This window comes from Kribbella sp. NBC_01505, from assembly GCF_045040285.1.
Taxonomy (GTDB): Bacteria; Actinomycetota; Actinomycetes; order Propionibacteriales; family Kribbellaceae; genus Kribbella.
In genome coordinates, this window is record NZ_CP109425.1 from 9,614,813 (window position 1) to 9,638,356 (window position 23,544).

Consider the following 23,544-nt stretch of genomic DNA (forward strand, 5'->3'; position numbering starts at 1 on the left):
CTGACCCCCTCGACTTTCCCCATTGACTTTAGTTAGTGCCTTCGACGAGCGTCAAGAGACCCTCCACCAGGCGGTCGACGTCGGATTGGTCCGTGTACGGCGCGAGCCCGGCGCGGACCGCGCCTTCGGTGAGACCGAGGTGGCGGGCGGGTTCGTAGGCGTAGAAGGTGCCCGCGGGGGCGTTCACGCCGGCCTTCGCGAGGTGCTCGGCGACCGCGGTCGGGGCGTGACCGTCGATGGTGAACAGCAGCGTCGGTGTGCGGTGGGCCGCGTGGCCGTAGAGCTTCAGGCCCGGGATGGCCTGGAGGCGCGCTTCGAGGTCGTCTCGCAGCGCGTCTTCATGCGCCTCGACCAATCGGAGTGAGTCGTTCAACCGCTCGCGCCGGGTCGCGCCTTCGCCACCCAATCCCGCTATGAAGGCGACCGCTGCCGTCGTACCGGCCAGCAGTTCATACGGGAGCGTGCCCAGCTCGAAGCGCTCCGGTACGACGTCGGTCGCGGGCAGGAGCTTGTCCGGCCGGAGCGTCTCGAGCAGCTCCGGTCGCGCGGTCAGCACGCCGAGATGGGGCCCGAAGAACTTGTACGGCGAGCAGACGTAGAAGTCGGCGTGGTTCGTGGCCGCGGGAGCGTGGGCGGTCAGGTGCACGCCGTCGACGTACAGGAGCGCTCCCGCGGCGTGGACCTGCTCGGCGATCTGGACTGTGTCAGGGCGAGTGCCGAGCAGGTTGGACGCACCCGTGACCGCGACCAGCTTTGTGCGGTCGGAGAGCAGTGGCTCGAGGTCGTCGAGCTCCGAGGTCTCGCGGTCGAACCCGAGCCAGCGCACGGTCGCACCGACGGCCTCGGCGGCCTGGACCCAGGGACGCACGTTCGCGTCGTGGTCGAGGCGGGTGACAACGATCTCATCGCCAGGCCCCCAGCCCTTCGCGAGCGTGCGGGAGAAGTCGTAGGTCAGCTGGGTCATGCTGCGCCCGAACACGATGCCTTCCGCGGTGGACCCGAGCAGGTCGGCCATCGCCGTACGGGCATCCCGGACGATGCCGTCGGCCCGGCGCTCGGCCGGAGTCAGCCGGCCACGGTTCGCCAGGGCCGAGGTGAGGGTCTTCGCGACCACGTCGGCGACCGCCTGCGGAGTCTGTGAACCGCCGGGGCCGTCGAAGTGCGCCGCGCCTTCACCGAGCGCAGGGAACTGCTTGCGGACGGCAATGACATCGAAGGCACTCATACCGGTCATCCTCTCGCGCCGAACCGGTTCTGAGCCAGGGTCTGCCCGAACGCGGATAAAGGCCTGCCCGGATCCAGATATCGCGCTACGAAATGTCGGTGGGGTGGTGCAGGATGTCAGGAGTGAGCGCCACTAGGACTACTGACACATCGCCCGCCCAGATCCCCGTCCGGGCCTGGCTTCCGACCATGCTGGCCCTGGCCGCCATCTGGGGTTGCAGCTTCCTGTTCATCTCGGTCGGAGTCCGGGAGCTGCCGCCGCTCTACCTCGCCCTCGGCCGGGTCGCCGCGGGCGCGATCGTGCTGCTGATCTTCCTCGCGATCAAGCGCGAAGCACTCCCCCGCGATCGCCGGCTGTGGATGCATTCCTTCGTGGTCGGCGCGGTCGGCTCGGCGCTCCCGTGGACCCTGTTCGGGTACGGCGAGGAGCGGATCCCGTCGCTGCTCGCCGGCATCTGGAACGGCATCACCCCGCTCGTCGTGCTGCCGATCGCCGTGCTGATCTTCCGGACCGAGCTCTTCTCGCTGCAACGCGGACTCGGCCTGGTGATCGGGTTCGCCGGCATGCTCGTCGTACTGGGTGCGTGGAACGTGAGCGGTGGCGCCGATCTGACCGGTCAGCTGTTCTGCATGCTCGCCGCGATCAGCTACGGGATCGCGGTTCCTTACCAGAAGCGCTTCCTGGCCGGGAGCAAGGTGTCCGGGACGGCACTGTCGGCAACCTTGTTGCTGTGCGCAATGGTTCAGCTCGCGATCGTGGCCCCGCTCGTCACCCGGCAACTGCCTCCGGCGCCGTGGTCACTCTCGATCGAGGTGCTCGGCAGCGTGCTCGCCCTGGGCGCGCTCGGGAGCGGATTCGCCTTCGTGCTCAACATGCGCAACATCCGCCTGATCGGCGCCAGCCGCTCCTCGATGGTCACCTACCTGATGCCCGTCTTCTCGATCCTGGTCGGCGTACTCGTCCTCCGCGAACACATCACCTGGTACCAGCCCGTCGGCGGCCTCGTCGTCCTCCTCGGCGTCGCCATCTCCCAGGGAGTGTTCAGGGTCCGCGCACGACCGGTGGTTTCAGCTCCGAAGCCGGCTTAGCGGACCGCCCCCCACTCATCAACCTCGAATCCTGCAGGTGTTACACGCTCAGCCCGGCCGTCAGGCAGCACGCAGAATCGAATTGGTGAGTGGGGCAAGTCCGCTCGCCCTCCGCACCGACGACACCACCCACTGGCCGTCGTACCGGATGTCCTCCCAGCTGAAACGGAGGATCCGCCAGCCCCGCACCGTCAGCCCGACCTGTCGTCGGCAGTCTCGAACGAGCGCCTGACGGAAGCCGTGGTACTCGAATCCGTCAGCCTCGAGACCGAGCCGAAGGCCGGGATGAGCGAGGTCGATCCGGGCCGAGAACTCCGCGTCGTGAACCCGTACCTGGGGAACGAAACCTTCTAGACCTGCCTCGATCAGAAGGGCACGCAGCGCCGATTCGAGCACTGAATCGGCACGCAGATCGGCGAAACCCGCCACAGCAAAGATTCGGTGTCGGTGGGGACCACGGATGGCCGCCGCGGCCTGCAGCAGTTCGTCGTGATCGAAGGCCCTGGAACGCAGGGCCGAATCCGCAACCGCCAGTGCCTCCGCGAGGGGCAGCGTGCGAATGCAGTCGAGCACGGTCCGGAGCGGAGTAGTGACATCGTCAATCGTCGGCACCTCTGCCCAGTGCAAGGTGCACGCAAGCCCGGTCTGCCGCCGGACCCGGCCTGGCCGGAGAGTGACGTGAGGCAGTACGGGGCGATTGATCACGCCGAAACCCCAGTGCTGCGCGGCACTCAGATGAGAAACCACGCCGCCGTGGCTCCTGGCCGCGGTCAGGGCCGCGGGAGACGTCGGCAAGGCGTAGACGCCCTTTGCGACCCGGCGGATGTCACCACCGGCCAGCGCGCGGCGGACAGCCCGTCCGGACATCACCGCGCGCAGGTCGCCGAAGGTCGCGACACCGCCCCGTCTGTTCAGCATTTCGGCGACTTCACTCATGACTTCATGGTGAACGTTCGCGCCGTTCCACCGCGGAAGTTATCCACAGGCGGACCGCCAACACTCACCAACTCCCGAAATGGGCCACCAAGAGCCCTCGGCTGAGCGTGCGGGTACCCGAGCCAGGGAGGTTGGTGAGTGGGGGCGGTCCGGGCCCCACTACTTCCTACGCAGGTTCGGCACGGCGGCCACCACGACGGCGGCTAGGGCGAGGGCGGTGCCGGCGACGACCGGGACCGTGACCGGCTTGTCGGCGGCAGGGGCGAAGACGTCGATGAGCAGGCTGCCGATCAGTTGGCCGGCGATCGTGCCGAGGCCGAGGACGAAGACGCCGACCACCCGGACCACGGCCGCGGCCACGCTCATGAAGATCACGCCGCAGGCACCGCCGAGGTACAGCCAGGGGTTGCCCGGCAGGGCGTTCGGCGCGCCCCGCAGGACGAGATCGATGCCGAACACCACCAGCAGCGCGGCGAAGCCGACGCCGAAGTTGATCGCACCGGCCGCGACCGCGCCGTACCGGCCGCCGGCCGCGGTCTGGGCGACCCGGCCGTTGATCGCCTGCTGGACCGCGGTCGCGACACCACCGAGGGCCGGCAGGAGCGCGAGCAGCAGCCCGGTCGAATGCCCGAGCTGGTCGGAGACCGCGAGGACGACGGCCACCAGCGCGACACCGGCGCCGACGATCCGCAGGGCGCTGAACTCTTGTCGACCGGCCGGACCGAAACCGAGCCGGTCGACGATCAGGCTGCTGCCTGCCTGCCCCGCGACCGCCGCGACGATGAAGACAGCGACACCGAGCACGTGCACGGTGATCGATTGAACCGTGACCATCCAGGCCCCGCAGAGGCCACCGATGCACTGCCACCAGCGCAGGCCGCCGGCGTTCAGCGGGTCGCGGATAGCACGCCAGACATTGCCGAGCGAACGGCGGATTCCCGGAACGAGTGCTGCCGTGATCGCCAGGATCACCGAGCCGGTGCCGAACGAGATCAGCGCGGCCAGGATCCCGTCGCCGAGCAGCTCGCCCAGTCCGCCGTTCAGGCGGGACTGGATCGCGAACAACGCCCCGATGCCGAAGGCGGCGGCCAGCCCGGCGGCCTGCTGCCGGCGGGCCGAGACCTCGGGGCGGTTGGCGATAACAGTCACCCGACCATCATGACCGTTCCACCTGATGCACCTGACACCAGGTCCAGCTGGTGAACCCTCAGCTCCGCCGGATCAGCGCCAGGTACATCGCGTCGGTGCCCTGCCTGTGCGGCCACAGCTGGACGTCCGGACCGGCGCCGAGCTCGGGCACGTCCGGGAACAGCTCCCGAGCATCCTCCAGCGTCGCGTCGTCCCGCCTGGCCAGGACAGCGTCGACGACGGAACGAGTCTCGTCGGGGTGCGGTGAACAGGTGACGTAGGCGACGACACCACCCGGCCGAACCGAGTTGATCGCCGAGTCGAGCAGGTCCTCCTGCAGCGGCCGCAGCTCCTCGATGTCTTCCGGCGTACGGCGCCAGCGCGCCTCCGGGCGACGCCGAAGCGCACCGAGCCCACTGCACGGGACATCGGCGAGCACCCGGTCGAACGAACCCTCGGGCCAGGTCGGCTTGGTTCCGTCACCAACGACGACCTTGTGGTCGCCCGGGATCGCCCGCAGGTTCGCCCGGACCAGCTCAGCGCGATGCTCGAGCGGCTCGACCGCAGTCAGCGCACCGTCACGCTTCTCCACGAGCGCCGCGAGCAGCGCCGACTTCCCGCCGGGGCCCGCGCACAGGTCGAGCCACTCGGTGTCCGAACCCTCGATCGGCGCGTTCGCGAGCGCGAGCGCGACGAGCTGCGAACCCTCGTCCTGCACACCGGCCCGACCGGTCGCGACGGCCGCGATCCGGCCGGGATCACCGCCGCTCTGCAGGATGGCGGCGTACGGCGAAAACTTGGCGCGACTGGCTCCGACCTCGATCAGCTCGTCGACCGTGGCCAGCCCTGGGCGGGCGACCAGGGTGACGCGGGCCGGCTCGTTGTCGGCGTCGAGCAGGTCCTCCAGCTCTTCGCCGTCGCCCAGCAACTGCGCGAACGCCTCGACCTCCCAGGTCGGATGCGCCTTCGCGACCGCGAGGTGCAGCAGCCGGTTCTCCTCGACCGACGGCGCGACCGTCTCGATCCACTGGTCGAACGTGCGCTGGCTGATCTTTCGCAGTACGGCGTTCACCAGTCCGCTGCGCTTGTGGCCGATCTCGGCCCGGGTCAGCGTGACCATCTCGTTGACCGCGGCATACGAGTCGACGCGCATCCGCAGCAACTGGTGGGTGCCGAGAGTGAGGATGTCGAGCAGCTCCGGGTCGAGCTCGTTCAGCGGACGATCCACGCAGCGGGCGAGGAAGGCGTCGTACGTGCCCTGCCAGCGCAGCGTGCCGTGCACGAGCTCGGTGCAGAACGCGGCGTCCCGACCGGCCAGGCGGGCATCGCGCAACGCCTTGTTCAGCACGAGGTTCGCGTAGCCGGACTGCGACGTGACCTGACGGATTACCCGGAAGGCAACCTGCCGCACCTTGTCCGGCCGCTTCTGCGGCTCACGATTTCTAGGCGTACGGTCACTCACCGAGGCGGTCCTCATCAGTCAGACGAATTCCGCGAGCCCAGTCGGCGGCGGCCATCGGCTTCTTGCCTTGCGGCTGGACGGTCAGCAGCTCGACCGCCTTGCTGCCGGTACCGATCACGACACTGGACTTGGTCGCACGCAGCTCACCGGGCTTCAGCTCCTCATCGGTCAGCCGGACCGCGAGCACCTTCAGCCGCTCACCACGGAACGTCGTCCAGGCACCCGGTGCCGGGTTGCAGCCGCGAACCAGCCGATCCACACGCAGCGCGGGCGCCGTGAGGTCCAGCTCGGCGTCCTCCACGTTGATCTTCGGCGCCAGCGAGACGCCGTCGGCCGGCTGCTCCTGCGCTTGCAGGATCCCGTCCTCGATGCCGTCCAGAGTGTCGACCAGCAGCTTCGACCCCGACTCGGCCAACCGGCCCAGCAGGTCGCCTGAGGTGTCGCTCGGGCCGATCGGCTCAGTCAGTACGCCGAACACCGGGCCGGCGTCGAGCGCCTTCACGATCCGGAACGTGCTGGCCCCGGTCACGTCGTCCCCGGCGATGATCGAGTGCTGCACGGGCGCGGCACCCCGCCAGGCCGGCAGCACCGAGAAGTGCAGGTTGACCCAACCGTGCACCGGGATGTCCAACGCTGCCTGCGGCAACAAACCGCCGTACGCGACGACCGGGCAACAATCCGGCGCGATCTCGGTCAGCCTGGCCAGGAAGTCCGGGTCGCTGGGCTTCACCGGCTTCAGGATCTCGATGCCGCCGAGCTCCTCGGCGTACTGGGCGACCGCCGACGCGACCAGATTGCGGCCGCGACCGGCCGGGGCATCCGGCCGGGTGACCACGGCGACAACTTCGTGGCGGCTGGCAATGATTGCGCGCAACGCGGTGACCGCGGGCTCCGGCGTACCGGCAAAAACGACTCTCACAGGGCAAATCCGTTTCTCAAAGGCCGAAACCGTTCGTGGGGTGGGGCGAAACCTTGATCTGCGGCGGGCCGGACAGGCCCGACCACTCGGCTTCGCGGATCGCCTTCATGGCCTGTTTGCGGGTCGCGGTGTCGAGGCGGTCGACGAACAGGATGCCGTCCAGGTGGTCGGTCTCGTGCTGGATCGCGCGGGCCAGATACTCCGAGCCTTCGATGACGACGGGATCGCCGTACATGTTGAAGCCGCGGGCGATCACGGACTGCGCGCGGCGGCAGTCGAAGTACAGGCCGGGGATGGACAGGCAGCCCTCGGCGCCGAACTGCTCGTCCTCCGACAGCGTCAGCTCCGGGTTCACCAGGTGCCCGAGCTCGCCGTCCACGTGGTAGGTGAAGACGCGCAGCCCGACGCCGATCTGCGGCGCGGCCAGGCCGGAGCCGGGCGCTGCCTGCATGGTGTCCGCGAGGTCCGCGACCAGACGGCGCAGCTCGGCGTCGAAGTCGACGACCGGCACTGCCTTCGTGGTCAGGACGGGGTCGCCGAACAGGCGGATGGGTTGGACCGACACAGACTCTCCACAACGTTCACTGACCAGGACTGAGCAAGTCTAGTGCGCCCGCGGCCGGGGTCCGGGCCAGGTGGGGGCTGCCATTTGTTGCCTCAGACACGTACTGTGTTCCCAGGCGTACCTACAGTCACTGTCGTCCCACGCCTATCGGGAGACACAATGCCCACAGCAGCACGGGGGGCCACTCTGATCGTCCTGGGCGCACTTCTGGCCCAGGCGCCCCTGACCGCTTTCGCGTACCAGCCCCGCGATCCGGAGCTGATCCGGTCGGCCACTCCGGTGCCGGCCCCCACGACCTCGCCGACGTCCTCACCGACGAGCTTGCCGACCGCCGTACCCACTTCGGCGCCTACTACTTCCGCACCGACCGCAGCCAGTACGGCGGTTGGCACCCCGCCGGCGGCGGAGTCGTGGAGCGAGCTGAGCCAGCAGGTGGTCGACACCTCGCCCGACGACCTCCAGGCCGCGGACGAGTCGACCCAGGCCGCTTCGATGCTGCGGTGCTTCAAGCTCCAGGAAGTGAACTACTGCCTCGGGCTCGGGTTCGTCGACGAGCTGCCGACCGGCGCGCAGGTCCAGGAGACGGTCACCGCGCCGGATGTCGCGGCGGACGAGACCGACGGCGTCGCGCAGGACATCGACACCGGCGACCAGACCCCGCAGTCCTTCGTGGCAGAGCGGGCGGCGCTGCCGAAGAGTGAGCGTGTGACCGTCGAGCTCGGCGAGATGCAGGCCGCGTGGGACGGCCGGGAGAAGGCCCGGGCGCTCCGGCTGCTCGGCGACTCCGACGAGCGCACCGCTGCCGATGCAGCGCCGACCCCGACCCCGACTCCGACGGCCACTCCGACGCGGACGACGCCGACGACCGGGGCTCCGAGTACGCCGCCACAGCCGCCGGTGCAGGTCGTGAAGCCGCCCAACTCGGCGTACATCATGAAGGGCTTCCAGACCTCACAGGAGAAGGGGTACTGGTGCGGCCCGGCGACGTTTCAGTCGATCGACTGGGCCGACGACAAGCAGAAGGACACCCAACTGTCCTGGGCCAAGGACCTCGGCGCGACCAGCTCCGGGACCGGGATCTCCGCGATGGTGAAGCAGACCAATCTGAAGACCGACTGGGATGTCGCGGCCGGCACCTACGTCGTGCAGAACGTCAAGCACTGGAACACGCAGAAGTTCTTCACCGCACACCAGAACCACCTGGGCGACGGCAAGCCGGCTCCGATCATCGAGCACGTGCAGCTGCTGAAGCGGTACTTCCCGTACCTGGCCTTCAACCACAGCGGGCACTACCAGGTCGGCCGCGGCTACGACCGCACCAAGGGCACCATCGCGATCTTCGAGGTGTTCAACGAGCGCCGGTTCAACAGCCGGGGTAACGTCACCGACGGCCCGAAGAACATCCCGGCCTCGGCGCTGTTCAACGCGACGCTGGCCAACTCCTTCCAGAACATCGGACTGTGACCGAATGCGTCGTACCACCGTTGCTGTAGGCATCGTTCTCGTCCTGGGAGTGGCCGGCTGCTCGTCCTCCGACAACACGTCGAAGCCACAGCCGTCCACTCCTTCGGTCAGCACTCCCCCGACATCGCCTTCGCCCTCGAGCACTCCGACGGCGCAGACCAACACCGCCGTACCGGTCTGGGCGAAGGTGCTGCGGCAACCGGTGGACGGACAACATCTCGTCACACAGCAGCGCAAGTACGTCGTGACGCGGGGAAGCGACGAGGCCGGCACTACCACGATCGCCGACAAGGCCAGCAAGAAGGTGATCGTGCGGCACGTCCCCGCGAAGGGATTCGTGGCGCAGTCGCCGGTCGTGATCGACGACCACTGGGCGTTGGTCGAGGACATCCGGTCGGAGGGTTCCGATCCGGAGATCAGAGTCGTCCGTTATGACTTGAGCACCGGCCGCAGCGCCGGGATCGGCAAGCTGCCGGCCGTCTCGGAGCCGGAGATCGGCGCGTACGACGGGACGTTCGCCTACAGCTCGACCGACGCGAAGAACCGGTCGTGCCTGATCGTCGCGTCACTGGCCGCGTTGACTTCACGGACGGTTGGATGCGTGGCGGCGCCGGGCTACATCGCCGACCCCGTGGTGTCCGCGGACACGGTGACCTTCAGCGAGATCGCCGCTCCGGAGACGGCCAAGCGGTGCAAGCAGGTGCTGACCGCACCATTGTCCGGCGGCGCGGCCGTGCCAGTGCCGGCGGCAACCAAGTGCATCCAGTGGAGCGGCGCCTCGGTGCGTGGGGCAACGATCTGGTCCGAGGTGGCCGGTTCGGATCCCGATCAGTACCAGAGCAAGGCCTATCTGCGGGAGTCCGCGAGTGGACCGGCCAAGCCGCTCGGCATGGTCGCGACCGACACGATCCTTGCCTGCGGCAACTGGATTCTCTGGGAGACGCGGGCGGTCGGCAGCAGCGGCGAGGAGTCGTTCCAGATCAACCGGTGGACGGCCGGGCTGGCCAAGCCGCAGCGGATCTACAGCGGGAAGCCCGGGGTCGCGCTCACGCCGATGACCTGCCAGGACAACACGGTGTACGTCGAAGCCGCCGACCTGTCCGCGAGTCCGACGTACACCGAGGCCATTTCTTCTACTGCGAGCTAGGGCGTGTCTCTTGAGTCCGCGCCGTAGCGAGCATGTGCTCGGTGCGGTAGCTCGGCGTGCTGGAGGGGAGGCCTCGATGCTTTTCCATCGTGGCCTTGCCTCCAGTGCGGCGAGGTGCCGTGCCGAGTGCAGCGCAGTAGGCGGGGAGTTAAGAGACACGCCCTAGGCGGCCTTCAACGCTGGTCCGAGCAGCAGGCCGCCGTCGACGACGTACTCCGAGCCGGTGATGAACGAGGCCTCGGGTGACGTGAGGAACAGCAACAGCTCCGTGACGTCGGCCGGCGCACCGAGGCGCGGGATGGCGAACGGCTCCGGCGAGTAGAAGTCCGAGATCGGGGCGGTGCTTCCGGCCGCGGGCTCGGTGATGAACGGGGTCTCGATGACACCGGGATGGATGGCGTTCACGCGGATCTGGTCGCGACCCAGCTCGAGAGCCGCGGTCCGGGTCAGCCCGCGCAATGCCCATTTGCTCGCGACGTACGGCGCGTAGAAGGCGGTGCCACCGGCGCCCAAGATCGAGGCGATGTTGACGATCGATCCACCGCCGGCCCGGCGGAGCGCGGGCGCGGCCGCCTTGATCCCCAGAAAGGTGCCGGTCAGGTTGACGGCCAGGATGCGGCTCCAGGTCGGCAGGGCGGTGGACTCGATCAGGGCCGGCGGGTTCTGCACCCCGGCGTTGTTGATCAGGATCGTCAGCGCACCGAAAGCTTCCTCGGTCGCGGCGACCGCCGCGGTCCAGGAGTCCTCCTCGGTGACGTCGAGGTGCACGAACCGCGCCCGGTCGCCGAGTTCGGCGGCGAGCGCTTCACCCCGGCCCCCGTTGAGGGCGCCGATCACGACGTTGGCTCCAGCCGCGTGGTAGGCGCGGACGTGGCTGGCGCCCTGGCCGCCGGTTCCGCCGGTGACGAGCACGGTCTGGTGATCGAAGCGGGACATCAGGAATCCTCCGAAGCTGCGCAATGGTGAGTCGAGTGACTCACCTCGCCTAGAGTAGGCAGGTGCCGAGTGGTGAGTCAAGCCACCCACCTCGCTATGATGGGACGGTGACGACTGCCGAACCGACGTACCACCAGCGCGTGGCCGAGGAGAAGCGCACGCTGATCGTGCGGGCCGCGACCCGGCTGTTCCTCGAGCTCGGCTACGACCGGACGTCGCTGGCCCGGATCGCCGAGAGCGCGGGCGTGTCCAAGGCCACGCTGTTCAAACAGTTCCCGACCAAGGCCGCGTTGTTCGACGCCATCGTCGTCGAGTCCTGGGCCGACGCGGACGAGCGCGCCACCGCACCGGCCGCAGGTGACCTGGCCGCCGGCCTGACCACGCTCGGCCGGCGCTACGCCGTACTGCTGGGGCGTCCCCAGATGGCCGATCTCTTCCGCATCGTCATCGCCGAACTGCCACGGTTCCCCGAGCTGGCGAAGGCGCATTTCTCGCAGGGCAAGCTGCCGTACTTCGACTCCGTGCGGGACTATCTCGTCGCGGAACACCGGGCCGGGACGGCGGAGGTCACCGACCCCGACCTGGCCACGACGCAGTTCCTCGGAATGATCTCCAACTACCTGTTCTGGCCGCAGCTAGTCCTGCCCAGCTGGGAAGTGAGCCGCAGCCGTACGACGGCCGTCGTCGACGAGGCCGTCCGGACGATGGTCGCCCGCTACGGCACCTGATCAGACCGCGAGCCCGCGGCTGCGGAGGTGCGCGCGCAGATCGGCCGCGCCGGTGAAGAGCTCGGCCTCGATCCCGACCGCGCGGGCGCCGTCGACGTTGTACTGCATGTCGTCGGTGTAGAACGTGCGTGCCGGGTCGAGGTCGTAGCGCTCGAGCAGGATCCGGTAGATCTTCTCGCCAGGCTTCACGGTCTGCTCCGCCCCCGACACGACCTCACCGTCGAACACGGTCAGAATCGGGAACGCCTCCTGCGCCACCTCCCACTTCTCCTGCGAGAAGTTCGTCAGCGCGTACGTCGGCAGCCCGAGCGCGCGGATGTCGTTCAGCAGCTCGGCGGTGTCCTCGAAAACACCCTTCACCATCTTCAGCCAGCCGGTGTCGTAAGCCTCGATCCACTCGGCATGCTCCGGGTGCCGGCCGACCAGCTCCCCCACCGCCTCGGACCACGTCCGCCCCGCATCCTGCTCCGCATTCCAGGCCGGCGTCGCCACCTCACTCAGGAACCGGCTCCGCTGCTCCGCATCCGGAATCAGATCGGCGTACAGATAGTCCGGACTCCAGTCCAGCAACACCCCACCGATGTCGAACACCACCGCGTCGATCGTCCGCTCAGTCATACCCGCAACCCTACGGCCCTGCGGATTTGAGGGTGCGGAGGATTGGGACTGTCTCGAGGGTGGTGATGGGGTCGATCGCGCTGATGCGTTCGGTCAGGTAGGTGTGGAGGGCGTCGGGGCTCGGGCAGAGGGCGTGGGCGACGAGGTTGGTTCGGCCGGTGGTTGCGGCGACGAAGGCCAGCTCGTCGTGCTTGGCGAGAGCGCGTGCTACCGCGTCCGCGTGGGCAGGCGGGACGGACAGCCAGAGCATCGCGGCGGTGGTTGCGCCGAGGGCTGTTGGGTCGACGTCGACGTCGAAGAAGAGCGCTCCGCTGCCTTCTAGGTCGGCCAGGCGGCGCGCGACCGTGGCCGGCGCCCAGCCGGTCTGTACGGCGAGGTCGGCGATCGTGGCGCGGCCGTCCGCACCGAGGGCTGTCAGCAGCTTCTGATCGGTCGGCAGGATGTCTGCAGTGGCGGGGGCGAGCGGCGGTCCAGAGAGCGCTTTCTCCTGATCTGGGGTGAGGGTTGTCGCGCGTGCACCCCAGGCGGTCGGTCCGCCGACATATAGGTGCAGAAGGTAGTGGGCGGAGACCGAGGTGATGCCTGCCGTGCGCGGGATGTCGTGCAGGAGCAGGGTGTTGCCGTCGGCCGGGGTGGTGTTGACGATCGCCACGATCTCGGTGCCGCCCGAGGCGAGCTTGATCCAGCTCGTGTCGGAACGGCGAGAGAGCGCGTTCGCGAGATCTTGTGCGGCCCGCGGTGTCGCGGTCAGCCGCACCAGCCACTGGGATCGCCCCGCCCGGTGCGGATCGGGCAGTCCGATCACTCGCAGCCCGGCCTCGGCCCGCAGCCGCTGGTAGCGCCGCGCGACAGTCTGCGTCGACACCCCGAGCACCGCACCGATCCGGCTGTACGGCGCGCGTCCCGCGATCTGCAGCGCGTGAATCAGAGCCCGATCGATCTCGTCCAGCATGGAAAGATCATCACGCAGAGCGCTCTCCGAGGGAAGATCTCTGCAGCTGATGTCAGCTGACTGGAACATCCACCGCCGACCGGCGACGGTACTGCCACCGACACCTTGGGAGGCAGTTGATGCGGAAATGGGTAGGGCTGGTCGCCCTCCTGGTGGCCGAGGCGATGAACCTGCTCGACGCCACGATCGTCCAGGTCGCGGCGCCGGTGATCCACGCCGATTTCGGTGGACCGACGTCCCACCTCCAGTGGTTCAGCGCGGCTTACACGTTGCCGTTCGCCGCGCTGCTGATCACCGGCGGCCGGCTCGGCGACATCTACGGCCGGCGCCGGCTGTTCCGGCTCGGAGTCGTCGGCTTCGTGCTGGCGTCGGCCGCGTGTGCCGTGGCGACCCAGTCCGGCGTACTGATCGGGGCACGCGTTGTGCAGGGCATGACCGCGGCCGCGATCATCCCGCAGACGATCGGGCTGATCCGGTCGTCGTTCAGCGGTCCGGAACTGCCGAAGGCCCTCGGGTTCATCGGCCCGGTGATGGGCTTGGCCGGGATCTCGGGGCCGCTGCTCGGCGGGGTGATCACCGAGGTCACGTCATGGCGCGTGGTGTTCCTGGTCAACGTGCCGCTCGGGCTCGCCGTACTGGAGCTTGCTCAGCTGTTGCCGGAGTCGCGTGCACCGCAGCGACCGGCGCTGGACCTGCCCGGAACGGTGTTGCTGACTGCAGGGAGCGCTCTCCTGGTGTTCCCGATCCTGCAATCGCGGGACTGGATCCTGCTCCCGATCGGGCTCGCCGTACTGGGCGCTTGTGCTCTGCGGCAGCGGACGAGTCGCGGCGGGTTGATCGAGCTGAGCCTGTTCAGCCGGAGCGGGTTCGGAGCGGCGCTGGTGACGTCGGCACTGTTCTTCGCGGTGATGAGCGGCCTGACGCTGGTCGTCGTCCTGCACCAGCAACTAACGCTGCACCACGGCGTGATGCGGGCGAGCCTGGTCCTGCTCCCGTGGTCCGCGGTCTCCGGAATCGCATCCTGGTGTGCAGGGCAGTGGCTGATCCAGCGTTTCGGCTCCCGCCTCATGTACGTCGGCCTTGGCATCCTGCTGGTCGGATTGGTCGGGACGCGGCTGTGGCTGGTGCCGGCGTTGGGCGTCTGCGGCGCTGGGGTCGGGCTGTTCACCACCGCGTTCTTCACCGAGGCGTTGCAGCGAGTGCAGCCGCAGGAGACCGGGTCCGCAGCAGGGTTGCTGAACGCGGTCCAGCAGTTCGGCGGCACGCTCGGGGTCGCCGCGCTGGGCACGATCTTCCTGCACCATCCAGCAACCCCGCAGCCCGCTTTCCTGGTCGCGACCGGGGTCATCGCCGTGACCGTGGTAACCGCTCACCTCATGCGGTCGCCGCGTTCTCGGCGGTACGTCGGTGGATCGCGGGAGAGAGCGCGTACTGGGCGATGAAGATGATGACGCCGAGGAGGGCGACGCCGATCCAGGTTGCCGTGGCACCGAGGTGTTGGAGCGCGTTGGTGCCGGCCAGCGGGCCGATGACGGTACCGAGGCCGAACGCCATGCCGGTGATCCCCATGTAGCCGCCGCGGAGATCGCCCGGGGCGATGTCCGCGAAGACCGCACCGATCACGGCGGCGAAACCGATCTCTCCGATCGTCCACACCACGACGGACAGCGCGTAGCCCCACCATTCGTGGACGACCGCGCCGAGGCCGAACCCAAGTCCGACGATCAGCATCGACACTGCCACCAGTTTCGACCGGTCGAAGATGGCCAGGCGCTTCACCACCAGGGGCTGCAGTACGACGATCACGATCCCGTTCAGCGCCATCACCGTGCCGTACAGCGAGATCGGGAGACCGTCGTGGGCCATCGCGAGCGGTAGCGTCGAGTAGCCCTGGAAGTAGATGGTCGCGTACCCGACCTGCACCAGAACCACCGCCAGGAAGATCCGGTCGCGCAGAACGACCGGCAGCAGCGGTCGACGGGTCGTGCCTTCCTCGAGATTCGGCCGGCTCTCCGGGACCATCGTCCAGATCACGATCCCCGCGATGACCGACGTACCGGCGTTCAGCCAGAACAGCAGGCCGTAGCCGAGCGAGGCGAGAACGCCCGCGCTCACGGTCGACACCGAGAAGCCGAGGTTGATCGCCCAGAACAGCAGCCCGTACGCGCGAACGCGCTCTCCCGGTTGCAGCATGTCGGCCACGGTGGCGGAGACCGCGGGCCGGAACAGATCGCCGAGCAGACCGACCGCGAACGCCGTCGCCCAGATCATCGGCATCGACCGGGCCTCGCCGAGCAGGACGAGCGCGGCCGCCGTACCGAAGAAGCAGGCCAGCATCGTGGCCCGGCGGCCGACGCGGTCGGACAGCCAGCCGCCGACGAGCTGCGAGACCACGCTCCCCGCGCCGACCGCGGCGGCCACGGCGCCCGCCGTACTGGCGGAGAGGTGCCGGTCCTGGGTGAGGTAGAGGACGAGGAACGGTTGCACGAAGCTGCCGAGCCGGTTGACGAGCTGGCACACCCACAAGGCCCAGAACGCGCGGGGCAGGGTTCGCGGTGGGGCCGTGACTGTACTCATGGATCTACTGTCGGGACCACCGAGGGCCACTGTCGATGATTAGCCTGTGGACTAATCCTGTCCGCCGGCCGGAGAGCGCTCTACGATGATCTCGTGATCACGCTGAGGCTGAACGCGGGCGACGTGGGCCGGATCCGGTTCGCGCTCTCTCCGATCTGGGAAGCGGTCACAAGCGTCCGGGCGCTGAGCAACAACACGGCACGCAGCGTGCACGGACCCTGGCTGCAGAAGGTCCGGCCGATCATCGACGGTCCGGACCTAACGTTGCTCAGGGCACTCATTCCGCCGGTCGGCTACATCCCGGACTTCATGACACCCGCTCCGCCGCGCCGCTCCACCAGCCTCGAGTCCGGGCTGGCCGCGATCGCCGCCACGCCACTCGACCTGGTCGCGCGCGAGCTCAACACCTTGTACGTCGACAACCCGCATCCGCTGGTGCCGCCGCTGATCAAAGATCCGGAGAGAGCGGTCTCCGAGATCACGACCGCACTCGCGTCGTACTTCCGGCGCGCGATCGAGCCGGACTGGCGACGGATGCGGGCGCTGCTGCAGGAGGACCTCGCGTTCCGGCTGGACGAGCTGGCCAGCGGTGGGATCGACCGGCTGTTCCGCAATCTTCATCCGGCGGTCCGCTTCCACGGGGACACGATCGAGATCGACCGGCCGTACTGCTGCGACGGCGAACCGCTTGCTGGGCAAGGCGTCCTGCTGGTCCCGTGCGTCTTCACCTGGCCGGCCGCGCTACCCGTGACCGGTGCGCCGCACGTGCCGACCATCACCTACCCACCGCGCGGCCTCGGCCGGCTCTGGGAGGACCGCCAGGACACGACCGACTCCCCACTGGCCGACCTGGTCGGCCGCACCCGAGCGGCAATCGTCAGCCACCTGGACCTGCCGATGTCCACCACCCACCTGGCCCATCAGCTAGGCGTCTCCGCCCCCACCCTCAGCGTTCACCTGGGCATTCTCCGCAACGCCGGCCTGGTCGACTCCCGCCGCGACGGCCGAGCAGTCCTGTACCACCGCACCACGCTAGGCACCCAGCTCCTGGCCGCCGCCAACCCGCTGGCCGATACCGCCTGAGCTCAGTCTGCTCTTTGTGCACGAGGCGCGTCTTTGGGTAGCCACCAACCGTTTTCGGACCCCGAAAGTGGTTGGTGGAGTCCCAAAGATGGGGGGTGTGCACAAAGAGGGGCGAGCGGAGGGGGCTAGCCGAAGCTGGGGGGGTCTACCTGGACTCGGACTGAGCCGGGGGCTTTTTTGGTGGCGCGGGCGGCTTGGGCGTCTTTGAGGGCTCGGACTAGTTGGGTGCCAGCGGCTCGGGGGGTGCGGACGATGGCTCGGACGGATTCGTCGTCGACGTCTACCGGGCCTAGGACTTCGAGGCCGACGGTCGCGGGTAGGAGCGGGCGGAGGCGGGCGACGAGGTCGTTGACCGCTTCGGAGGGGCCGGTGAGTTCGGCGAGTTTCGCGGCGGGCGCGAGGCGCGCCGTACGGCGTTCCTCGATCTCGCGGGTGGCGAATCCTTCCGGGCTCCAGCGGACGATCGCCTGCAGCGGGATGTCGGAGGGATCGCCGACCAGGATGACCTGACCGCCGGCGCGGGCCGGGCGGACGAGGGCGGCCGCGTTGAGCCAGCGGCGGACGGCTTCCTCGGGGGCGCGCAGGTCGGGGCGGGACAGCATCAGCCAGGTGTCCATCAGCAGGGCGGCGGTGTAGCCGCCCTCGGCGACCGGTTCCGAGCCGGGCGTGGTGACGATCAGGGCCGGCTTGCCCGAGATGTGGTTGAGCATGTGCTCGCTGCCCGAGGTCCGGACGACGATGCCGGGGAACGCGCGCCCGAGCTCCTCCGCCGTACGGAGTGCGCCGACGACGGCGGCGCGCATGCGGGTGTCACCGCACTCCGGGCAGCGGTGGTCCGCGGCGGGGCGGCCGCAGATGCTGCAGCTCGGCGGGCCGAAACCGTCCGTACGACGCAATGTCCCGGCGCAGGTCGAGCAGCGCGACGGCTCGCGACACGTCTGGCAGACCAGGCTCGGCAGATATCCAGCTCGGGGCACCTGGATCAGCACAGGCCCAGACAGCAGTCCTTCGCGTGCGATCTCGAAGGCGCGGTGCGGGATTCGCGCTGCCCGGGCCGCAGGGTCGCGAGCCAGCTCACGGTCCGACTCCCCCGTGATGTGCACCTCCGGCGCCGCCGCCCGGATGACTGTCCGGTCCGCGATCAGCTCGGCCGCGAACCCGGACTCGATGACCGCCGCAGCCTCGGCAGACCGCGCGAACCCGCCGAACAGCGCGGCACAGTTCTGCTTGAACGCGCGGAGCAGCAGGACTTCGCGAGCATGCGGGTACGGCGAACGCTGCTCGGCATACGAGTCATCACCGTCGTCCCACATCGCCACGAGCCCAAGGTTCGCGACCGGAGCGAACGCGGCCGCCCGGGTCCCGATCACCACCCGCGCGTTCCCACGCAGTGCCGCCAGGAAGGCCCGGTACCGCGCGGTCGGCCCGAGGTCGGCCGACAACGTGACGAAGCCGCTTTCCCCGAGCACCGCCGTACAGGCGTCGGCAAGCCGCTCGAGGTCGCGAGCATCAGGAGCCAGCAGCAACGCACCACGGCCTGCTCCCGCGGCCGCCGCGGCGGCTTGAGCGAAAGCGAGCGCCCAGTCGGCCCCCGGTACGGCGGTCCAGACCGCGCGCGGCGACTCCGCCCGCTCGACCGCATCCAGAAACCCCGGCGGGTACGGCGACCAGGCCGATCGCGAGGTGGACTCGGGGGGCCGCGGGGGCTGGTCGCAGCGCAACGGCTCGCCCTCGACCTTCGCATGCCGCGGCGGGACGGCCAGGCGGGTGACATCGGGGAAGACACCGGCATACCGGTCGGCGACCGCGCGACAGAGGTCGACGATCTCCGGGGTCAGCACCCGCTCGGGCGAGACCACCTTCTTGATTCGGGAGAGCTTGCCGGTGTGATCGGACTCGGCCAGCCGCTCCAGCACGAACCCGTCCAGGTCCTTGCCGGCGAACCGCACCTTCACCCGGACCCCGGGCTGAGCGGCCTCGGCCAGGTCGTCCGGGACGAGGTAGTCGAACGGCCGGTCCAGGTGCGGCAGCGGGATGTCCACCGCGACCCGCGCCACCGGCAACGACGACGTGATCCCGGCCGGCACCTTCGTCCGGGACTTGCGCACGGTGTCCCGCAGCAGGCTCAGTTGCTCCGGCGGCTCCGATGTCACCGGCAAATGCTAGTCGGCCGGACCGACAGTCCGTCGCAGGCCGCCCGCAGCCTGTGGACAAACAAACAGCCCGGCTACCAGAAGGCAGCCGGGCCGAGAGTGTTCCTTACTTGCTGACCGCGGCCTTGAGGGCCTCGACCCGGTCGGTGCGCTCCCAGGTGAAGTCCTCACCGGTGCGGCCGAAGTGGCCGTTCGCGGCGGTCTGGGTGTAGATCGGGCGGAGCAGGTCCAGGTCGCGGATGATCGCGGCCGGGCGCAGGTCGAAGACCTCGGCGACGGCGTCGGCGATCTGGGCGACCGGGATCTTCTCGGTCCCGAACGTGTCGACGTAGAAACCGACCGGCGCGGCCTTGCCGATCGCGTACGCGACCTGGCACTCGACGCGGTCGGCCAGGCCGGCGGCGACGATGTTCTTCGCCACCCAGCGCATCGCGTACGCCGCGGACCGGTCGACCTTGGACGGGTCCTTGCCGGAGAACGCGCCGCCACCGTGGCGCGCCATGCCGCCGTACGTGTCGATGATGATCTTGCGGCCGGTCAGGCCGGCGTCGCCCATCGGGCCGCCGACCTCGAAGCGGCCGGTCGGGTTCACCAGCAGCTTGTAGTTGGTCGCGTCGATGTCGAACTGCTCGAGCACCGGGTCGACGACGTGCTTCTTGACGTCCGGCGCCAGCATCGACTCGAGGTTGATGTCGGCCGCGTGCTGGCTGGACACCACCACGGTGTCGATCCGGACCGCCTTGTCACCGTCGTACTCGACCGTGACCTGGGTCTTGCCGTCCGGGCGCAGGTAGGCCAGCGTGCCGTCCTTGCGGACCTCGGTCAGCCGCGCGGACAGCCGGTGCGCGATGGTGATCGGCAGCGGCATCAGCTCCGGCGTCTCGTTGGACGCGTAGCCGAACATCAGTCCCTGGTCGCCTGCCCCCTGCAGGTCCAGCTCGTCCTTCGACGCGTCCGACCGCGTCTCGTACGCCGTGTCGACCCCCTGCGCGATGTCCGGCGACTGGCTGCCGATCGCGACCGACACCCCACAGGACGCGCCGTCGAACCCCTTCAGCGACGAGTCGTAGCCGATCTCCAGGATGCGCTTGCGCACGATCCCGGGAATGTCGACGTACGCCGACGTGGTGACCTCGCCGGCCACCACGACCAGCCCGGTCGTGACCAGCGTCTCGACCGCGACGCGGCTCTTCGGGTCCGCCGTCAGCAGCGCGTCGAGAATGGAGTCGCTGATCTGGTCAGCGATCTTGTCCGGATGACCCTCGGTCACCGACTCGGACGTGAAAAGGCGCCTCGCCACAGTTCTCCCTCGGTTCCTCTGTGTGCCACGCGACCGCTCCCGCGGTCCCGCGATCCCCCCATGCACCGGCGGTTGGCGATGCATCTTCGGCAGTATGCCAGCGTTTCCGGGCAGAGTCCCGGGGACGCACCGATTCTGTCCGAATCCCGGGAATGATGTCCATATGTTAGACAGTTCCCCGATCCTCAGGCGTGCGGAGCCACCGTGATCTCGACCACTGTTAGGTTACCCTTACCACCCTGTACGGCGGTCCCGCGGGGGTCGGCGCGACCTGTCGCCGAGGCTTCGGCGGGAGTCAGGAATCGTCGTCGCGCTGCCGCTCCAGCTGACGGCGTGCTTTGCGCTCGGCCTTCAGACGGCGGCGCTCGGCCTTGGTTACCTTGCGTTCCACGTCGACGCCGCCCCAGAACGAGAAACCGGTCACCACGACCCGCGGCGCGCCCGGTTCTCCGACACCTGAAGCACGCTGGTCGAAGCCGCCGAGGATGCCCATCCCGCGGACCTCCAGATCGACCTCCGGCGGCATGAGGACGCTGATGCCACCCATCACGGCGAAGCACCGGATGATCGTCACCGGCTCCTCGAACTTCGCTTCCCGGAGATCGACCTGACCGCCGCCCATCACCGCGACGGCCGTGAACCGGCGGGCGATCGTCCAGACGCCCCGGCGGTTGAAGCCACCGAGAATCGCGATCCCGAGCCGCGAGGTCGGCCGCCCGCCGACCCGGTCGTTCGTCGGGGCCAGGGCGGTCTCCGTGACCGGGAGCGGGAGATCGCGGACGAGATGCTCCAGCTCGCCGTACGTCCGGGCGTGGTGCGCGTCCTCGAGCCGCGACTCGAACTCGACCAGCTTCAGCCGGCCCTCGACCAGCGCGTCCCGTAAGACATCCGCGATCCGCTCACGGTCGGCATCGGAGGCCAACAACTCGGAGCGAGCCGGGACGGCTGGTGATTGAGCGGGTGGTTCGGACGGAGGCGGCGCAGCGACCATTGGTCCAGCGTAATCAGTCCGTGGGGCTCTGGGTGAGACCCGCGCAGTCGCGCAGGTTGTTCACCCGGGCGCGCTCCTCGTCGCGTTCGGCACCGGTGGTGGCGACCGGGCGCCGAGTGTCGGCCGACATCTCGGTGGGGTCGAAGGTTCGGGACACGACGGTGCGGCCGCGCAGGGTCAGTTGCAGGACGCCGCCGCGCCAGGTCTCGGGGATCGGGAGGTCGCCGCCGAACAGCAGGTTGCCCAATCCGTACGCGACGAACGTCCGACCGAGATAACCCTGTCCCTGCAACACGTGCGCGTGCGCCCCGAGGATCACGTCGGCCCCGGCCGCCGAGAGATCAGCAGCGAGCGCTCTCTGCTCGGGCGTCGGGCAGTGGTCGAACTCGGAACCCCAGTGCGGGACCACGATCACCACATCGCTGGTACGGCGCGCGCGGCGAACCGCCTCGACCGCCAGCCGGTGGTCGATCGCCATCGCCAGTCCCGGCCGACTGACCCCGGCCGCCCACTCGTTCGCCAGCTCCGAGACCTCGCTGATGCCGAGCACGGAGACCTTCACCCCACGAACCGTCGTACGCCAAGGTGCATAGGCCTGCGACGCGTTCAGCCCCGCACCGAACGTCGGCAGCTTGCCGCGGCGGGCGACGCTCAAGGTGTCGGCCAGCCCGGCGCGGCCGTAGTCCAGCGTGTGGTTGTTCGCCAGGCTGACCGCATCGACCCCGGCCGCCTTGACCGCCGTCACCGCCCGCGCATCGGTCCGGAACAGGAACCGCTTGGTCGCTGCCGTCCCGCGCCCGGTGATCGCCGTCTCCAAATTCACGATCGCGAGATCCGCGTCGGAGAGCGCTCCCCCGGCGTCCCCGAAAGCGGTCTGCGGATCGGCGTCGAGCAGCTGCTGGGTCTGGTTGTGGAAGTTCACGTCCCCACCGAACGCCACCGTGAACTCCGGTCCCTCGGCCTCGACCGGCGGATCGGGCTGAAGCCCGCCCGCCGTGCACCCGGCCGCGACCAGCACACACAGCATGCCGATCCAGGCCCGCATCAGCGGTGCTTTCCTTGGCGGGAGAGCGGTCTCTCGAAGATCCGGTGGATCAGGTAGGCGGTCAAGAGCATCGCCAGCGTCGTACCGACCAGCAGGAGGTACTTGTTCAGCCGGTCGCCGAAGCGCTGGAACACGATGAAGCCGAGCTGCGCGTGAATCAACGACAGCGGGTAGGTCGTGGCGGCCAGCCCGCTGAGCCGTCGGCCGGCCGTGCTGGGCGTCAGGTTGAGAGCGACCGCGAGGAGCAGCCAGAACATCAGCGCGATCAGCCCGGCTACGACTCCCCCATGGATCTCGGCGCGATAGCGCTCTCCGAGGATCTCGGCGTACTGGACTCCGCGATAGAGCGCGTTGAGCTGGCAGAGCGCGATCAGTGCCAGCCACGAACGGCTCGGTCCGAACCGGTACACCATGGCCAGCGCCATCCCTGCGATGAAGTAGTGCGAGTAGCGGGTGTTGAGCACCAGGTCGGCCTGCACCGGCAGCAGGCCGATTTCGACCAGCCCAGTGAGCCCCAGCCACGACCAGGCCAGGATGCTCACCCGCCGCGGGGTCGCGACGAAGAAGAGCAGGATCGCCACAATCAGGTAGAAGCGGACCTCGGCAAAGAGCGTCCAGTGGCCGGGGTCGACGTTCGCCTGACCCGCCAGCGGGTTCAGCAGGGTCAGGTTGGCGACGTACTGGAGACCGCTGACCGGGTAGCGGCCGGCCCCGAACAGGACCGAGACGACGGCGGTCAGAGAGAGCGCTACCCAGTACGCCGGAACGATCCGCGTGACCCGGGAGAGCAGGAAGCTGCCGGGGGTACGGTTCCAGGCACTCCGCAGGACGACGAAGCCGCTGATCAGGAAGAACAGGTCGGCACCGAGATACCCGTACCGGGCGATCGCTCCGGGCAGCGCAAACCCGAGCGTCGACTTCACTTCGGCGTACCCGGAGAACAGGTACGCGTGCGCCAGGACCGCGCCCGCGCCGCACAGCCGCAGCAGGTCGAGGACAGCGAGCCGGCCGCCGGCCGGACTACCGCGATGGCCCGACGGTTGCTCTGCGGTACGACGTCGCCGGGCGCGGGAACGCGCCTCGGTCCGGGATCGAACCGGTGCGGAACGGCTGGGTTCGACGGTTGGCGACCCCATGGATCGCGCCAGCACAGACATGCGGAAGCCCCTCACGGCGTTGCTGAGGGGCTAGCAAGGTCTTCCTGCCGGTACCGCCGACTATAACCGG

Annotated in this window: 21 protein-coding genes; 6 read left to right on the forward strand and 15 right to left on the reverse strand. The window is 69.0% G+C overall.

What is annotated here, in order from left to right; genetic code table 11:
• Positions 1-28: 28 nt before the first annotated feature.
• Positions 29-1,225 carry a cysteine desulfurase-like protein gene (locus OG474_RS44705; RefSeq protein WP_405059785.1) on the reverse strand — a complete coding sequence of 399 codons (1,197 nt, stop codon included), beginning with the start codon at positions 1,223-1,225 and terminating at the stop codon, positions 29-31.
• Between the two features lie 122 nt (positions 1,226-1,347).
• Here OG474_RS44705 and OG474_RS44710 point away from each other — a divergent pair, with 122 nt between their 5' ends.
• Positions 1,348-2,313, forward strand: a complete 966-nt coding sequence (locus OG474_RS44710) for a DMT family transporter (RefSeq protein WP_405059786.1) — start codon at positions 1,348-1,350, stop codon at positions 2,311-2,313.
• Positions 2,314-2,373: 60 nt separating this feature from the next.
• Here the strand turns inward: OG474_RS44710 and OG474_RS44715 are convergent, their stop codons facing one another.
• The 5 genes from OG474_RS44715 to def all read right to left on the reverse strand — a co-directional run bounded on the left by OG474_RS44715 (position 2,374) and on the right by def (position 7,323).
• The gene (locus OG474_RS44715) at positions 2,374-3,249 is read right to left on the reverse strand and encodes a hypothetical protein (RefSeq protein ID WP_405059787.1); all 876 of its coding nucleotides are present in this window, start codon (positions 3,247-3,249) and stop codon (positions 2,374-2,376) included.
• A gap of 159 nt (positions 3,250-3,408) precedes the next feature.
• Positions 3,409-4,398, reverse strand: coding sequence for a DMT family transporter (locus OG474_RS44720; protein ID WP_405059788.1), 990 nt, complete (start codon positions 4,396-4,398; stop codon positions 3,409-3,411).
• A gap of 58 nt (positions 4,399-4,456) precedes the next feature.
• On the reverse strand, positions 4,457-5,839 hold the full coding sequence (locus OG474_RS44725; RefSeq protein WP_405059789.1) for an RsmB/NOP family class I SAM-dependent RNA methyltransferase: 1,383 nt from the start codon (positions 5,837-5,839) through the stop codon (positions 4,457-4,459).
• Positions 5,832-6,758: a methionyl-tRNA formyltransferase gene (fmt, locus tag OG474_RS44730; RefSeq protein ID WP_405059790.1), complete on the reverse strand. Its 927-nt coding sequence runs from the start codon at positions 6,756-6,758 to the stop codon at positions 5,832-5,834. Before fmt ends, OG474_RS44725 begins: the two co-directional genes overlap by 8 nt.
• Positions 6,759-6,774: 16 nt before the next feature.
• A complete protein-coding gene (gene def / locus OG474_RS44735) occupies positions 6,775-7,323 on the reverse strand; it encodes a peptide deformylase (protein ID WP_405059791.1) in 549 nt (182 codons plus the stop codon).
• A 159-nt stretch (positions 7,324-7,482) separates the two neighbouring features.
• Between def and OG474_RS44740 the strand changes: the two genes are divergently transcribed.
• Together OG474_RS44740 and OG474_RS44745 are read left to right on the forward strand one after the other, a co-directional pair.
• On the forward strand, positions 7,483-8,787 hold the full coding sequence (locus OG474_RS44740; RefSeq protein WP_405059792.1) for a C39 family peptidase: 1,305 nt from the start codon (positions 7,483-7,485) through the stop codon (positions 8,785-8,787).
• Between the two features lie 4 nt (positions 8,788-8,791).
• Positions 8,792-9,934: a hypothetical protein gene (locus OG474_RS44745; protein WP_405059793.1), complete on the forward strand. Its 1,143-nt coding sequence runs from the start codon at positions 8,792-8,794 to the stop codon at positions 9,932-9,934.
• Positions 9,935-10,096: 162 nt separating this feature from the next.
• Here the strand turns inward: OG474_RS44745 and OG474_RS44750 are convergent, their stop codons facing one another.
• Positions 10,097-10,870, reverse strand: a complete 774-nt coding sequence (locus tag OG474_RS44750) for an SDR family NAD(P)-dependent oxidoreductase (RefSeq protein ID WP_405059794.1) — start codon at positions 10,868-10,870, stop codon at positions 10,097-10,099.
• 107 nt (positions 10,871-10,977) lie between these two features.
• Here OG474_RS44750 and OG474_RS44755 point away from each other — a divergent pair, with 107 nt between their 5' ends.
• Complete coding sequence (locus OG474_RS44755; protein ID WP_405059795.1) at positions 10,978-11,598, forward strand: TetR/AcrR family transcriptional regulator; 621 nt, start codon at positions 10,978-10,980, stop codon at positions 11,596-11,598.
• Here OG474_RS44755 and OG474_RS44760 read toward each other — a convergent pair whose 3' ends face one another.
• Both OG474_RS44760 and OG474_RS44765 read right to left on the reverse strand, forming a co-directional pair.
• Complete coding sequence (locus OG474_RS44760; RefSeq protein ID WP_405059796.1) at positions 11,599-12,216, reverse strand: HAD family hydrolase; 618 nt, start codon at positions 12,214-12,216, stop codon at positions 11,599-11,601.
• 10 nt (positions 12,217-12,226) lie between these two features.
• Positions 12,227-13,168 carry an Lrp/AsnC family transcriptional regulator gene (locus OG474_RS44765; protein ID WP_405059797.1) on the reverse strand — a complete coding sequence of 314 codons (942 nt, stop codon included), beginning with the start codon at positions 13,166-13,168 and terminating at the stop codon, positions 12,227-12,229.
• A 119-nt stretch (positions 13,169-13,287) separates the two neighbouring features.
• Between OG474_RS44765 and OG474_RS44770 the strand changes: the two genes are divergently transcribed.
• Positions 13,288-14,610 (forward strand): MFS transporter, encoded by a 1,323-nt coding sequence (locus OG474_RS44770; RefSeq protein ID WP_405059798.1) that lies wholly within the window; start codon positions 13,288-13,290, stop codon positions 14,608-14,610.
• Here the strand turns inward: OG474_RS44770 and OG474_RS44775 are convergent.
• Positions 14,543-15,745 (reverse strand): MDR family MFS transporter, encoded by a 1,203-nt coding sequence (locus tag OG474_RS44775; RefSeq protein WP_405059799.1) that lies wholly within the window; start codon positions 15,743-15,745, stop codon positions 14,543-14,545. The two genes, OG474_RS44770 and OG474_RS44775, sit on opposite strands and share 68 nt — an antisense overlap.
• Before the next feature lie 93 nt (positions 15,746-15,838).
• Between OG474_RS44775 and OG474_RS44780 the strand changes: the two genes are divergently transcribed.
• Entirely contained in the window at positions 15,839-16,828 is a 990-nt protein-coding gene (locus OG474_RS44780) for an ArsR/SmtB family transcription factor (RefSeq protein WP_405059800.1), read from the forward strand.
• A 125-nt stretch (positions 16,829-16,953) separates the two neighbouring features.
• On the opposite strand, the gene OG474_RS44785 is transcribed toward OG474_RS44780, so the two are convergent.
• From OG474_RS44785 to OG474_RS44805, 5 genes are all read right to left on the reverse strand, one after another.
• A complete protein-coding gene (locus OG474_RS44785) occupies positions 16,954-18,981 on the reverse strand; it encodes a primosomal protein N' (protein WP_405059801.1) in 2,028 nt (675 codons plus the stop codon).
• 106 nt (positions 18,982-19,087) lie between these two features.
• A complete protein-coding gene (metK, locus tag OG474_RS44790) occupies positions 19,088-20,281 on the reverse strand; it encodes a methionine adenosyltransferase (protein WP_405059802.1) in 1,194 nt (397 codons plus the stop codon).
• Between the two features lie 295 nt (positions 20,282-20,576).
• Positions 20,577-21,272, reverse strand: a complete 696-nt coding sequence (locus OG474_RS44795) for a DUF1707 domain-containing protein (RefSeq protein WP_405059803.1) — start codon at positions 21,270-21,272, stop codon at positions 20,577-20,579.
• A 13-nt stretch (positions 21,273-21,285) separates the two neighbouring features.
• Positions 21,286-22,317, reverse strand: a complete 1,032-nt coding sequence (locus OG474_RS44800) for a CapA family protein (RefSeq protein WP_405059804.1) — start codon at positions 22,315-22,317, stop codon at positions 21,286-21,288.
• Positions 22,317-23,474, reverse strand: coding sequence for an acyltransferase family protein (locus OG474_RS44805; protein WP_405059805.1), 1,158 nt, complete (start codon positions 23,472-23,474; stop codon positions 22,317-22,319). Before OG474_RS44805 ends, OG474_RS44800 begins: the two co-directional genes overlap by 1 nt.
• Between the last annotated feature and the right edge of the window lie 70 nt (positions 23,475-23,544).